The sequence below is a fragment of the Pseudomonas sp. PDM02 genome, from assembly GCF_014852285.1.
GTDB lineage: Bacteria > Pseudomonadota > Gammaproteobacteria > Pseudomonadales > Pseudomonadaceae > Aquipseudomonas > Aquipseudomonas migulae.
The window spans coordinates 1-12,636 of the sequence record NZ_JACVBL010000022.1; the positions used below are offsets into that span (position 1 = coordinate 1).

14 protein-coding genes are annotated in these 12,636 nt (G+C 59.8%); 9 read left to right on the top strand and 5 right to left on the bottom strand.

What is annotated here, in order from left to right; all coding sequences use genetic code 11:
* Window positions 1-312 precede the first annotated feature (312 nt).
* The gene (lldD, locus tag IB245_RS27745; protein WP_008028170.1) at window positions 313-1,467 is read left to right on the top strand and encodes an FMN-dependent L-lactate dehydrogenase LldD; all 1,155 of its coding nucleotides are present in this window, start codon (window positions 313-315) and stop codon (window positions 1,465-1,467) included.
* Window positions 1,468-1,503: 36 nt separating this feature from the next.
* On the opposite strand, the gene IB245_RS27750 is transcribed toward lldD, so the two are convergent.
* The gene (locus tag IB245_RS27750) at window positions 1,504-1,872 is read right to left on the bottom strand and encodes a DUF427 domain-containing protein (protein WP_008028168.1); all 369 of its coding nucleotides are present in this window, start codon (window positions 1,870-1,872) and stop codon (window positions 1,504-1,506) included.
* Window positions 1,873-2,220: 348 nt separating this feature from the next.
* On the opposite strand from IB245_RS27750, the gene IB245_RS27755 reads away from it, so the two are divergent.
* The 5 genes from IB245_RS27755 to IB245_RS27775 all read left to right on the top strand — a co-directional run bounded on the left by IB245_RS27755 (window position 2,221) and on the right by IB245_RS27775 (window position 6,688).
* The gene (locus tag IB245_RS27755; RefSeq protein WP_192229294.1) at window positions 2,221-4,170 is read left to right on the top strand and encodes a DNA topoisomerase III; all 1,950 of its coding nucleotides are present in this window, start codon (window positions 2,221-2,223) and stop codon (window positions 4,168-4,170) included.
* A gap of 78 nt (window positions 4,171-4,248) precedes the next feature.
* Window positions 4,249-4,878, top strand: a complete 630-nt coding sequence (locus IB245_RS27760) for a glutathione S-transferase family protein (protein ID WP_192229295.1) — start codon at window positions 4,249-4,251, stop codon at window positions 4,876-4,878.
* 31 nt (window positions 4,879-4,909) lie between these two features.
* Complete coding sequence (locus IB245_RS27765; protein ID WP_192229296.1) at window positions 4,910-5,413, top strand: GNAT family N-acetyltransferase; 504 nt, start codon at window positions 4,910-4,912, stop codon at window positions 5,411-5,413.
* Between the two features lie 521 nt (window positions 5,414-5,934).
* Window positions 5,935-6,264 (top strand): hypothetical protein, encoded by a 330-nt coding sequence (locus tag IB245_RS27770; protein WP_008028159.1) that lies wholly within the window; start codon window positions 5,935-5,937, stop codon window positions 6,262-6,264.
* A gap of 121 nt (window positions 6,265-6,385) precedes the next feature.
* Window positions 6,386-6,688, top strand: coding sequence for a hypothetical protein (locus IB245_RS27775; protein ID WP_192229297.1), 303 nt, complete (start codon window positions 6,386-6,388; stop codon window positions 6,686-6,688).
* Here the strand turns inward: IB245_RS27775 and cynR are convergent.
* Entirely contained in the window at window positions 6,674-7,570 is an 897-nt protein-coding gene (cynR, locus tag IB245_RS27780; RefSeq protein ID WP_192229298.1) for a transcriptional regulator CynR, read from the bottom strand. The two genes, IB245_RS27775 and cynR, sit on opposite strands and share 15 nt — an antisense overlap.
* Window positions 7,571-7,691: 121 nt before the next feature.
* On the opposite strand from cynR, the gene cynS reads away from it, so the two are divergent.
* The 3 genes from cynS to IB245_RS27795 all read left to right on the top strand — a co-directional run bounded on the left by cynS (window position 7,692) and on the right by IB245_RS27795 (window position 9,171).
* A complete protein-coding gene (gene cynS, locus IB245_RS27785; protein WP_008043963.1) occupies window positions 7,692-8,159 on the top strand; it encodes a cyanase in 468 nt (155 codons plus the stop codon).
* Window positions 8,160-8,245: 86 nt separating this feature from the next.
* The gene (locus IB245_RS27790) at window positions 8,246-8,482 is read left to right on the top strand and encodes a DUF2790 domain-containing protein (protein WP_192229299.1); all 237 of its coding nucleotides are present in this window, start codon (window positions 8,246-8,248) and stop codon (window positions 8,480-8,482) included.
* A 29-nt stretch (window positions 8,483-8,511) separates the two neighbouring features.
* Window positions 8,512-9,171, top strand: a complete 660-nt coding sequence (locus IB245_RS27795) for a carbonic anhydrase (RefSeq protein ID WP_192229300.1) — start codon at window positions 8,512-8,514, stop codon at window positions 9,169-9,171.
* 119 nt (window positions 9,172-9,290) lie between these two features.
* Here IB245_RS27795 and IB245_RS27800 read toward each other — a convergent pair whose 3' ends face one another.
* The 3 genes from IB245_RS27800 to glsB all read right to left on the bottom strand — a co-directional run bounded on the left by IB245_RS27800 (window position 9,291) and on the right by glsB (window position 12,603).
* Window positions 9,291-9,641: a BON domain-containing protein gene (locus IB245_RS27800; protein WP_192229301.1), complete on the bottom strand. Its 351-nt coding sequence runs from the start codon at window positions 9,639-9,641 to the stop codon at window positions 9,291-9,293.
* 73 nt (window positions 9,642-9,714) lie between these two features.
* Entirely contained in the window at window positions 9,715-11,217 is a 1,503-nt protein-coding gene (locus tag IB245_RS27805) for an aldehyde dehydrogenase family protein (protein ID WP_192229302.1), read from the bottom strand.
* Between the two features lie 477 nt (window positions 11,218-11,694).
* Window positions 11,695-12,603 (bottom strand): glutaminase B, encoded by a 909-nt coding sequence (gene glsB, locus IB245_RS27810; protein WP_192229303.1) that lies wholly within the window; start codon window positions 12,601-12,603, stop codon window positions 11,695-11,697.
* Window positions 12,604-12,636: the final 33 nt, after the last annotated feature.

The following is a 12,636-nucleotide window of genomic DNA, read 5'->3' on the forward strand; positions in this document are numbered from 1 at the left end:
CGCGGCGGGCCCACGGAGCAGGACCGGAGCGAGGGCATGCCGAGCCACAGCGAGGCACCGAACGAAAGGGGCAAAAGCGCTTGGTTACTTGGCGCTTCTCCAAGTGACTCGCCGTAAGGGCGAAACCAATAGCCGCCGTTACCCCAATAACGGATATGTACACCCCCCAAAAAAACCCAAACACCCCACACAAAGCCTTCGCGAGCAAATCCCACCAACACCGCGAAAAACAGAATTACCGCAAACACGAGCCGTTTTCGCTACTCTGGCTCAAAGCACCCATCGCCCCGCCACTCACCCGACCGAGGCACCATGATCATTTCATCCGCATCCGACTATCGCGAGGCAGCCCGCCGCAAACTCCCCCGGTTCTTGTTCGATTACATCGATGGAGGCGCTTATGCGGAGCACACACTAAGGGCCAACAGCGCCGACCTGACAGGCATCAGCCTGCGTCAGCGCATTCTGAAAAACGTCGAAACCCTGAGCCTGCAAACCACCCTCTTCGACCAGCCCCTCGCAATGCCGATCATCCTGGCGCCCGTAGGCCTGACAGGCATGTTCGCCCGTCGAGGCGAAGTACAAGCCGTGAAAGCGGCGCAAAACAAAGGCATTCCCCTGTGCCTGTCGACGGTCTCGGTGTGTTCGATCGAGGAAGTGGTGGCGCAAAGCCAACAATCCATCTGGTTCCAGCTGTACGTGCTGAAAGACCGGGGCTTCATGAAAAACGCCCTGGAACGGGCCAAGGCCGCCGGGGTGAAGAACCTGGTGTTTACCGTCGACATGCCCACGCCCGGTGCCCGATACCGGGATGCGCACTCGGGCATGTCCGGACCGTTTGCGTCATCGCGGCGAATACTTCAGGCGATGACCCGGCCCGACTGGGCCTTCAACGTCGGCGTCATGGGACGCCCGCACGATCTGGGCAACATCTCGAAGTACCTTGGCAAAGCCGTCACGCTCGAAGACTACATGGGCTGGCTGGCGAACAACTTCGACCCGTCGATCAGCTGGAGCGATCTGGAGTGGATTCGTGACTTCTGGAAAGGCCCGATGATCATCAAGGGCATTCTCGATCCTCAGGACGCGCGAGACGCCGTCAGCTTTGGCGCGGACGGCATTGTGGTATCGAACCACGGCGGACGACAGCTGGACGGCGTGCTTTCCACCGCCAAGGCATTGCCGCCCATCGTACAAGCGGTGGGCAATGATCTGACGGTGCTGGTCGACTCGGGGATCCGCTCGGGGCTCGATGTCGTGCGGATGCTGGCCCTGGGCGCGAAAGGTGTATTGCTGGGGCGATCGATGGCCTATGCCCTGGCCGCCGACGGTCAACGCGGGGTGGAAAACATGCTGGATATTTTCGCCAAAGAGATGCGCGTGGCCATGACGTTGACCGGAGTGACCTCGATTGCTCAGATCGATGAGTCGACGCTGGTGCAGGCGGTTCGTGAACTGAACGCTTGATCGTAAAAACGCCCTGTCGATGCAGGGCGTTTTCAATCACTCGACGTCTTTGAGAATCTCGAACTTCACCTGATCGGGATAGAACGCAATGTAGCCCCGAATCTGTTCTACCGACACCTTGGGATCTTCATAACTCCACGCCGCATTCGCGCCCTCATGCCCCGGGACCTGCAGGCTGAAATAGCTCGCATCACCCTTGTAGGGGCAGTAACTCGTGTGGTCGGTGCGGGCAAAATACTTCTCGTCGATATCCTCCCGGGGCACGTAGTACACCGGAGGGTAATTGGCCTCCAGCAGCACCAGCGCGCGCGCCGACGCAGCCACCTGAATGCCGTGAAACTTCACCAACAGACAGCCAGGCTGCTCGGCGATGGTAATGACAGGGCTAGGACCGGAGCTTTTCATGAAATGCGTTCCTCGGGACGGTGAAAAACCTGTGGGAGCGTGCGATGCGGCAATCCGACTTGCCCGCAATGGGTCGCACAGTGCCCCAAAACTTGAGAACACAGCTTTGTCAGGTATAACCCAGATTTCATCAGCGCGACGGCTTCACAGCCGAACGGGGCGCTGAAGCTATCCGTCGCAGGACCGGCACAAGCGCAGAGGCGGATAACGTCAAATGCAGAAGCGAGATGCCGTTCGTTGCAATGAGTCGAAACGCACGAGCTGTACATCCATACAGATAAAGATTGCTCCATCGCTCATCAGCCGCCATTCTGTGCACCTCCCGGCAGTTGATGAACGATGGTGGTTATGCGGTTGTACCTCTGTGAAAAACCTTCCCAGGCCAAAGACATTGCGGCCGTGCTCGGCGCCCGGCGTCGCGGCGACGGCTGCTGGTTGGGAACGGACGTCACGGTGACCTGGTGCATCGGCCATCTGCTGGAAACCGCGCCACCGGATGCCTACGACGCACGCTACAAGCGCTGGGTGCTGGCGGATCTGCCGATCATTCCGGACAAATGGAAAATGACCGTCAAACCGCGCACCGCCAGTCAGTACAAGGCCGTCAAACGCTTGCTCGGCGAGGCCGATGAGTTGGTGATCGCCACCGACGCCGACCGTGAGGGCGAAATGATCGCCCGGGAACTGGTGGAGCATTGCCGTTATCGTGGGCCGATCCAGCGGTTGTGGCTGTCGGCGCTGGACGATGCGTCAATCCGCAAGGCATTGGCTGCGCTGAAGCCGGGGGCGGAGACCTTCAGCCTTTATCATTCGGCATTGGGCCGTTCACGGGCCGACTGGCTGATCGGCATGAACATGAGCCGGTTGTTCACGCTGCTGGGGCGCCAGTCCGGTTATCAGGGCGTATTGCCGGTCGGTCGAGTGCAAACGCCGACCCTGCGTCTGGTGGTGGACCGCGACCGCAGCATCGCCGATTTCGTCCCCGTGGCTTACTGGGCCATCGACGTGCAGCTGCTGCACGATGGCACCGCGTTCACTGCACAGTGGCGTGCGCCGTCCGACGTTTGCGACGACCAGGATCGCTGCCTCAATCAGGCACTCGCACAACAGGCAGCTGCGGCGATTGGCAACGCGGCGAGCGCCCGGGTGATCAAACTGCGTACCGAGCGCATGCGCGAAGTGGCGCCATTGCCGTTCGATCTGGGCACCTTGCAGGAGGTCTGTTCGAAGAAACTCGGGCTTGGCGCTCAGGAAACCCTCGACATCGCCCAGGCACTCTACGAAACCCATAAAGTCATCACCTACCCTCGCAGCGACTGCGGTTACCTGCCGGTGAGTCAACACAGTGAAGCGCCCGGTATTCTCGCCGCCCTGCGGCAAGCAGATCCGACGCTGAACGCCTTGCAGGACCACCTTGAACCGCAACGGCGCTCACGGGCCTGGAATGACGCCAAGGTCAGCGCTCACCACGGCATCATCCCCACGGCTGCGGCAAAGAACCTGGATCGACTGGTGGGCAAGCAGCGAGCGGTCTACACGCTGATCCGCGCGCGGTATCTGGCGCAGTTTCTGCCCAACCATGAATACGACCGGACCCAGGCCGACTTCGACTGTGCCGGTGAAGCCTTGCGCGCGGTCGGCAAGCAGATCGTCGAACCCGGCTGGAAACGCGCCCTGCCCGAGGCCCTTGCTCCGGCCAAGGGCCGCGAAGTACCGGCGCCGCAAACACTGCCGACATTGAGCGAAGGCCGTGATTGCGCGGTGGCCGAAGTGAAGCTCAAGGACCTTTGGACGCAGCCGCCCAAACCGTTTACCGAGGGTGATTTGATCAAGGCGATGAAGAACGTCGCCAAGCTGGTCGAGGATCCACTGCTGAAACAGAAACTCAAGGACACCACCGGGATCGGCACCGAGGCCACCCGCGCCTCGATCATTCAGGGCCTGCTCGACCGTGGTTATCTGATCAAGAACGGCAAGGCCCTGGCCGCCACCCCGGCGGCATTCAGCCTGATCGACGCCGTGCCGCGCGCGATTGCCGACCCTGGCACCACGGCGATCTGGGAGCAGGCGCTGGACATGGTGCAGAGCGGCGAAATGAGCCTGGAAGAATTCGTCACCAAACAAGCGGCGTGGATGAGCAAGCAGGTTGCCCGCTGCTCCGGCCTGAGCCTGACCATCAGCGGGCCTGCAAGCCCTGCCGGGCGAGGTGCCACACCCTGGAAAAACAAACGCAAGCCGGCCAAACGCAAGCCATCGACCGGCGCCAAACGTGCAGCAAAAACGCCGGGTAAAGCTTGATGGCACTTCGACTGGCCAGCGATGGTCTAGTGTTCTTCAAGCCCGGCTACAGCCCTGTTTCCTGAAAAGGCATCGACCATGATTATCGTGCACCACCTGAACAACTCCCGCTCCCAGCGCATTCTGTGGCTACTGGAAGAACTGGCCATCCCTTACGAACTGAAGCTCTATCAGCGCGATCCGAAAACCAACCTGGCCCCGCCGGAACTGAAAGCGATCAACGCCCTGGGCAAATCGCCGGTCATCGAAGACGGCATGCAGAAGCTGATTGAGTCCGCCGCAATTATCGACTACCTGATTCGTCGCCATGGCGAGGGGCGGCTGCAACCCGATCCGTCCACCCCGGCCTACGATGAATACGTGCAGTGGCTGCATTTCGCCGAAGGCTCGGCCATGTTGCCGCTGATGTTGAACCTGTATGTCGGACGTCTCGGTGAAGCCGGCGCACCGCTGCATCCACGGATCAACTCGGAAGTAGCCAACTACCTCGGCTATCTGAACACGGCACTGAACCAGTCCGATTACCTGCTGGGCAAGGAATTCAGCGCAGCCGATATCCAGATGAGTTTCATAGGTGAAATCGCCCGCGCCCAAGGCAAGCTCGGCGACTACCCTCATGTAGCGGCCTGGGTCGAGCGCTTCCAGGCGCGCCCGGCCTATCAAGCCGCACTGAAGAAAGGCGGAAAATACGACTTCGCGCCTCACTGATTGATTCCGCTCTGAACAGGAGCCAGCCCGCATGCCCTCGATAGAACTGCACGCCGCTCAGCGCGACGAACTGGAAACGCTCGAAAACCTGATGCAGTTCTATATGTACGACCTCAGTGAGTGGCTGCCGCTCAAACTCGGCGGGCATGGCTTCTTCCACATCCAGCCGCAACAGGACTACTGGCGCAACCCCGCAACCCGCCCGTTCCTGATCAAGGTCGACGGGGAGCTGGCCGGTTTTGTGACCGTGGATGACAACACCCATCTGCCTGGCGCCCAGAACAACATCGGCTACCTTTTTGTCAGCCGACGCTTTCGTGGCCAAGGAGTCGCGACGTTTGTCGTTTCTACCCTCTTGAGCCAGCTGCCCGGGCAATGGCAGATTTTCCACATCGATGCCAACCCGCCTGCACGGCAGTTCTGGGCCAGTGTGATGCCACACCTCACGGGTGACGCGTTCTCCCGGCATCAGCACTCAGTGGACGGTTATCCCTGCACCTTTTACCGCTTCCAAAGCGCGCCGCCCTCGTCCTGAGGGGCGCTTTCTCCCTGCTGCTTTCTAATTCCAAACAGCTTTGTCCGACAATATGTAGTGACTGAAAATAATCACTACAAAACCGTTGACGCCTCCGATTTGCCCTTGCATGATGCAGACATCTCCCCGATCGGGAGTACAGCAACATGTTTGAGCAAGCTCGTCTGACCGCCGAGCTGTTTTTCCCGGATACACGCTGCCCACAAGGCAGATTGAAGAAGCTGACCTGGCCCGAACGTCCAGTACAAGGACGAGAAGCGCTGGCGATCAATCCTCATGAAGCTTGTGGCCGACCCTGAAAACGTCGGCAGTGGCCTGAAGGTATTCGCTGCTTCTCTTCGTTGTGACGCTATTGCGTAGCAGTTATTCAACACGACTACATGCAACAGACGCGGAACCCCGTCACTCTCGACGGCCGAACGCTGACGTCCTGGTTTCGGTGCCAGGGATCAACTAACCGATGGGCTACTTGTATTAGCGAATCAACTTTGAAAGATCACCAAATGGTCAAGGGGCATATTATGAATCTGAACAATCAACCTACTATCGATGAACTGGCTCGTATGTTCGCTGCGCAAAAAGACAGCCACGACAGCCACATTCTGTGGATCAGCAAATCGGGCCAGGTTCATATCGATTGCCTGTCGCCGCATGCCCATGAAGCCGAGTTCGACCAGAACAACCAGAACCTGTTGGCCCGATTGAAAATGTACCGTCGCGGCCAGGGTTATGTCGGCAAGAAAGCTGCAGCCGACAAAGACTTCATCGGCAATGTCCTGCAAACGCTGAAGCAGGCTTGGGACTCGATGCAGAACCAGAATGAAGTTCGGGTGATTGATCGGTTCTACTGATAAACCATCGCAATAAAAAAGGCCCCGCTCGAATAAACGAGCGGGGCCTTTTTGTTTGTCTCCGGTTTGCCAAACAAAGCTATTGTTAAGCGTATCCGCTGTTGGTCACTGGAGACTTGCGATGAAAAACAAGCTGATATTCCCGCTGTTGCTGGTTCTAACAAGTATTGCTCAGGCAAACAGCGTCGACGGTGTCCCGTCATTCGCGGTGGAGTGCCCCGGCAAGTTTCTCGTCCAGGCGGATCAGGATGGGCCAGTCATGATCAACGGCAAGGAAGCCGATACCAAAATCATCAGTGAGCGCCGCTTCGAAGCCAAAGGCTCCGGCATCACCTTGTCAATTGTCCTCGCCGATGACGATTCGGTCGCCGTGACCTCCACCGGCAAAGCCTCCAACGGCGTGTGTCAGTCAGTGGATGACTGACGTCGCCTCAACGGTTCCCAGCAACAGTTCCATGAAGGCCACCGACGCCGCGCTGTGGTAGTTGTTTTTACGCCGCAGCAGCGCGGCCCCGCGCTTGGGCGCCTCCCCCAGCAACGGGATCCTGCGTAATGCGCGGTCCTGAGTGGCGATGGGTTCCGGAAGGATGGTGGCAATCGCCGTGTGGCGAATGACTTCCAGCAAGGTGCTGACCGAGTTCACCTCGATGGCCACTTTTGGCGTGATCCGCTGCTCAGCGAAATACTCATCGATTCGGGTTCGGGTGACGAAGTCCGTGGCCAACAGGGCAAATTCCAGCTGGGCCACCGCTTCAGCGGATAACGCGACCCGGCTTTCGTACAACGGATGATCCCGCCCGACCATCACTCCCAGCGTCTCGGTAAACGCCGGGATCGACTCGATGTCGGCATTCCTGACCTGATCAAATGCAATGGCGATGTCCAGTGAGTCATCCAGCAGCCCGGCCTCAATGTCGTCCATCGACAACTCGAAAATCTCCAGGTGAATATTCGGATAGCGCGCCACGTAGTCGCGCACCAATGGCCCGACCAGATACGCCATGAACGTCGGCGTCATCGCCAATCGCAACGTCCCCCGGGACAAGTCCTTCACGTCATGCAACGCCCGTTTACCCGCCTCCAGTTCCACCAGCACCCGCCGAGCGCACTCGATGTAGGCCTCACCCGCATCGGTCGGCTTGACTGTGCGCGAAGTGCGATCGAACAGGCTCACGCCGAGGGTTTCCTCCAGTTGGCGGATCTGTTGCGACAAGGTCGGTTGGGACACGTGCAAAGCCTCGGCAGCACGGGTGAAGCCGCCGTGGTCGGCGACCGCCAGCAAGTAGCGCAAATGTCGGAGCAACATCGGGATCAACCTATAGGCAGGGCTTATGCAATGCATTGTATATCGGTCTTGGACGCTATGAATCAATCGGCAGAAGATTGCTTCACACCCAAGCAGTACTCAACCCGATAGGAGATTCACCATGCAACAGTCCCACGCTTACAACGACCCGAGCCTGGCCCTGACCACCTCGATCCTCGATGCCAAGGCGCGCAAGAACCTGTCGTGGCAGGACCTGACCGACGGCACCGGCCTCGGCCTGGCCTACGTCACCGCCGCCCTGCTCGGTCAGCACCCACTGCCGGAAAGCGCCGCCAAAGTGATTGGCGAGAAACTCGACCTGGACGCCGACACCGTGGCCCGCCTGCAAATCATTCCACTGCGCGGCAGCCTCTCTGGCGTGCCGACCGACCCGACCATCTACCGCTTCTACGAAATGATCCAGATCTACGGCACCACGCTCAAAGCCCTGGTTCATGAACAGTTCGGCGACGGCATCATCAGTGCGATCAACTTCAAGCTCGACATGAAAAAAGTCGAAGACCCGGAAGGCGGCTCCCGCGCCGTGATCACCCTCGACGGCAAGTTCCTGCCACTGCGTCCTTTCTGACTTGATCCCGGCCCGCACTCAAGTGCGGGCCAGTTCCAGAACCCCACTTGTTTCTTTGTTCACCACATTGGCCTGGAGGATGCCCCATGAAAAAAATTCTGTTGGTGCTGTCGTTGTTAGCGGGCATGTCTGCCCAGGTTTACGCAGAAGAAACGGCCGTCGCGTACGAGTACGGCATGAAACTGGACATCGTGCATGTCGTGAGCATCACGCCGATTGCCGATGAATGCGGGGTCGTCCCCGTGGAAATGACGTACCAGGACTCCACAGGCGCCACCCACATTCTGGACTACAGCGTGTTTGGCACCGGCTGCTCGAACTGATCCCCCATCATTTGAAAGGAAATTCCCCCATGAAAGCGCTCATCGACGGTTTTTTGAAGTTCCAGACGGAAGCCTTCCCGCAACGGACCGACCTGTTCAAACACCTGGCCACCACGCAACACCCCGGCACGCTGTTCATCACCTGTTCCGACAGCCGTGTCGTGCCGGAACTGCTGACTCAGCAAGAACCCGGCGAACTGTTCGTGATCCGTAACGCCGGCAATATCGTGCCCTCCTACAGCCCGCATCCGGGCGGTGTATCGGCCACGGTCGAATACGCGGTGGCCGTACTGGGCGTCACCGACATCGTGATTTGCGGCCATTCGGATTGTGGCGCGATGACAGCCGTCGCCAGCTGCAAATGCATGGATCACCTGCCCGCCGTCAGTGGCTGGTTGCAACACGCGGAATCGGCGAAGGTCATCAACGAATCCCGGCCTCATGCCAGCGACGCGGCGAAAGTGAGTTCGATGGTGCGGGAAAACGTGATCGCGCAACTGGCGAACATTCAGACGCACCCGAGCGTGCGACTGGCTCAGGAAAAAGGTCTGCTGAACCTGCATGGCTGGGTCTACGACATCGAAACCGGGTCGATCGATGCACTGGATGCCAACAGCCGCACGTTCGTGTCGCTGGTCGAGCACCCGAGCACGTGCGCCGTTCACGGCAAAGCGGTTGAAGCGGCTTGATCCGCGCACCAGAGGGCCATCGCCCTCAGCTGGCACCGTGCAGCCAATCAGCATCCGCGCTCAATAGCCGCGAAGTGAAAATGCAGCGCGCCCGATTCACGGAAGCGCTGCACCCCGCTTTATTTGTCTTCCGGTTTGGCTGACGAGGATGGCCGGATCTCCGGGTTTTCCTCGGCGTTGGGCGGTGTTGGAAAGCTTCCAGGCGTGAACACGTGAGTCAGCAATTCCCTGGCATCGATTTCATTGACACCATTGACCGTGCGAGCCAGCGCAACAGCTTGCTCACATTGCTTATGCGTGTTGACGCGACCACTCAACATCACCGTTCCCGCGAGGGTTTTGACATGGACTTGCAGGCCAAGGGTCGGATCGGCCAACGCCATGGCCGACTTCACCCGGGTTGTCAGCCATGCGTCGTGCGCGGCCATTTCCAGCATATGAGAGTAATGATCGAAGGATTGAAGTTTCATGGCGGACCCCTGTCTCAAGACGCAGTCGCAGACACCCTTAATTATAGTGCGGACTGCGCTTGAGGTCGGGTTCTCAGCGTTTGACCGACAGATCGATCTGCGTCATGCGACTACGGATCGTGAACACACCGTCGCCCGAGAGAATCGCACTGCGAGCGAACAGGCGACCACTCTCCCAGTTCGAAAGCCCCAGTTCCGGTTTGTTCAGCGCGTACTGTCCGTCAACCCAACGGGTAATCCCGTTGCCGACAAAAGGCGCGTTGACTGCGTTGTAGAAGCGCTCATGCGCCTCGGCATCTTCACTGATCAACGACACGGTGAATTGCGGGCTGTAGCGATTGAACAAGACGATGGCCTGGCCCAGATCATCGACGATCTTGAGGCTGACCTCCGGGGTTTCTTCCCATTCCCACTCGCGGCCCAACTGGTCTTCGGGCAGTGGTTCGGCCAACGCTTCAGTCTGGTAGCCGTCAGGACGATAGACCTCGACGGTTGCACTCCGCCAACGGCCAGGCAAATACGTTTCGCTGCCCTCGACGATGTGCAACTTGCAGCCCTCTTCCCGGGCGCTGCCGGCTTTTTCCAAGGCGTCCAGAAACAGCGGCACCAGTTCGGCGGCGCGGTCGCGGTGGATCAGGCAGACGTTCAGGGTGTTGCAGACTTTACGGTCCAGGGAATTGCGCACGACGGCGGCAAAACGCTTGGCGTCGGCGTCCTTGTCGGCGACCAGCCAGGCGCCACCGGTGCCATGCAGGCTGACGGCAGTGCCGACCTGTTGCGCGATGCTGCCCAACTGACTGACCGCACGCCCCGAACCACGGGCCACCGCCAACGACAGACGACGGTCGGCGAACATGGCCCAACCGGCGGCGTGATTGACGCTTTCCACCAGCGACACTGCGCCCACCGGCAAACCGGCCTCACTCAATGCCGGATTCAACGCGTGGGTGACAATGGCTTGCGCCGTGCCCAAGGCATCGCTGCCAATGCGCAGCACCGCGGTGTTGCCGGTGCGCAACACGCCGGCGGCGTCGGCGAAGACATTCGGCCGGCCCTCGAAGACGAAGGCGACGATGCCCAACGGCGAAACCACCTGCTCGACTTTCCAGCCGTCATGCTCGACGCAACTGATCACTTTGCCGCGCGTGGCTGACGCATCGCGCCAGGCCCTGAGGCCCGCGATCATGTCACGACGCATGCGCTCATCGGCCAGCAACCGTGTGGTGGAGCGTCCACGCGACTTGGCCCATTCGATGTCGGCCCGGTTGGCGGCTTCGATCAAGTCCCAGCAGTCCTGGTTTTCCAGGCGTTGGGCAAAAAGGTCGAAAAACGCACTGATCGCCTGATCGGAAACGGCAGACATCGCCGTAAACGCCGCTTCAGCCCGCTCAATCGCGACCGCCGCTGCTTTCTGGTCAGCAACGGGAATCAGCAGCAACTCGCCGCTGACCTGCTCCACCAACAGGTGGTCCCCGGGCTGAAAGCGCAAGGCCAGTTCGGGGCTGACCACAGTGACTCGGTTACCAGCGAAAGGGATTGGCGTGCCAGCGACTAGACGTTCGAGCGCAAGAGACATGAAGCGGTTTCACCATGCAATGGGCGGTCAGAAAATGTATAGCAAAACTTCTGGAGCGTCATTAACCGGTGGCCATCCTGCGCATTTCGTTCGATTGCAAAACCGTACGCAAATCCCCTGTAGGAGCCGGCTTGCCGGCGATGGACGTCGGGGCAACGCGTTCATTCAGACAGCCCGCGTTATCGTTGACGTCCATCGCCGGCAAGCCGGCTCCTACAAGAGAGATGCATATGTGTTTGGATAAATACGATCAACTGTAGGAGCCGGCTTGCTGGCGATAGCGGTGGATCAGTCAACGTGTGTATTGGCTGGACAGACGCCATCGCCAGCAAGCCGGCTCCTACAGGGGATCGGTGGACATGTCCAAAATGAGCGGTCGCAGTAGTGAAGGAGAACGCGGACAACTGAGAAACAGGTCGGCTTTCAGGCCGCCTCGGCGGCTGTGGCGGTAGTCGCGCCGGCCACAACCCCGCGCTATCAGAACACCGACCAGCCGATCCGCTGGCTCAACAACTCCAGCGCGGCCATGCCCGCCAGTGAGTTACCGGCGGCGTTGAGTTCCGGCGACCAGACGCACACCGTGAACTGCCCCGGCACCACCGCGACAATCCCGCCGCCCACGCCGCTCTTGCCGGGCAAACCGACGCGATAGGCGAAGTTGCCCGCCTCGTCGTAGAGGCCGCTGGTGGCCATGATGGAATTGACTTGCTGGGTCTGGCGGCCGCTGAGGATCTGTTCGCCGCTGTGCTTGCAGAAGCCGTCGTTGGCCAGGAAGCAGAACGCCCGCGCCAGGTCCACGCAGCTCATGCGCAAGGCGCAATGGCTGAAGTAGCTGCGCAGCACCGCCTCGACATCATTGTGAAAATTGCCGAAGGATTGCATCAGGTATGCCATGGCGGCGTTGCGCGCCCGGTGCTGGTATTCGGACTCGGCGACCTTGCCGTCCACCATGACTTGCGGATTGCCCGACAGGCGCCGGACGAAATCGCGCATCGACAAGGCCGGTGCGGCAAAGCGCGACTGATTGATGTCGCAAATCACCAGTGCGCCGGCATTGATGAACGGATTGCGCGGGCGCCCGCGTTCGAATTCCAGCTGCACCAGCGAGTTGAATGGCTGCCCGGAAGGCTCGTGACCCAGGCGCTGCCAGATGGCTTCGCCGGAATGCTCGATGGCCTGCACCAGGCTGAACACCTTGGAAATACTCTGCACCGAGAACGGCGTGTGGGCGTCACCGGCGCAAAACAGCTCGCCGTCGTTGCCGTACACGGCGATACCCAGTTGATTGGCCGGCACGGTGCCGAGGGCAGGAATGTAGTCAGCCACCTTGCCCTGACCGATCAGGGGCCGAACTGCGTCAAGGATCTCGCTCAACAGCGCTTGCATGCCGGGTTCCGAAGTCTCGCCCCAAGGGATTGC

Excerpts from the sequence above, each read along its gene's own strand:
- lldD (WP_008028170.1), top strand. The coding sequence starts at position 313 with ATGATCATTTCATCCGCATCCGACTATCGCGAGGCAGCCCGCCGCAAA.
- IB245_RS27750 (WP_008028168.1), bottom strand. The coding sequence starts at position 1,872 with ATGAAAAGCTCCGGTCCTAGCCCTGTCATTACCATCGCCGAGCAGCCT.
- IB245_RS27755 (WP_192229294.1), top strand. The coding sequence starts at position 2,221 with ATGCGGTTGTACCTCTGTGAAAAACCTTCCCAGGCCAAAGACATTGCG.
- IB245_RS27760 (WP_192229295.1), top strand. The coding sequence starts at position 4,249 with ATGATTATCGTGCACCACCTGAACAACTCCCGCTCCCAGCGCATTCTG.
- IB245_RS27765 (WP_192229296.1), top strand. The coding sequence starts at position 4,910 with ATGCCCTCGATAGAACTGCACGCCGCTCAGCGCGACGAACTGGAAACG.
- IB245_RS27770 (WP_008028159.1), top strand. The coding sequence starts at position 5,935 with ATGAATCTGAACAATCAACCTACTATCGATGAACTGGCTCGTATGTTC.
- IB245_RS27775 (WP_192229297.1), top strand. The coding sequence starts at position 6,386 with ATGAAAAACAAGCTGATATTCCCGCTGTTGCTGGTTCTAACAAGTATT.
- cynR (WP_192229298.1), bottom strand. The coding sequence starts at position 7,570 with ATGTTGCTCCGACATTTGCGCTACTTGCTGGCGGTCGCCGACCACGGC.
- cynS (WP_008043963.1), top strand. The coding sequence starts at position 7,692 with ATGCAACAGTCCCACGCTTACAACGACCCGAGCCTGGCCCTGACCACC.
- IB245_RS27790 (WP_192229299.1), top strand. The coding sequence starts at position 8,246 with ATGAAAAAAATTCTGTTGGTGCTGTCGTTGTTAGCGGGCATGTCTGCC.
- IB245_RS27795 (WP_192229300.1), top strand. The coding sequence starts at position 8,512 with ATGAAAGCGCTCATCGACGGTTTTTTGAAGTTCCAGACGGAAGCCTTC.
- IB245_RS27800 (WP_192229301.1), bottom strand. The coding sequence starts at position 9,641 with ATGAAACTTCAATCCTTCGATCATTACTCTCATATGCTGGAAATGGCC.
- IB245_RS27805 (WP_192229302.1), bottom strand. The coding sequence starts at position 11,217 with ATGTCTCTTGCGCTCGAACGTCTAGTCGCTGGCACGCCAATCCCTTTC.
- glsB (WP_192229303.1), bottom strand. The coding sequence starts at position 12,603 with ATGCAAGCGCTGTTGAGCGAGATCCTTGACGCAGTTCGGCCCCTGATC.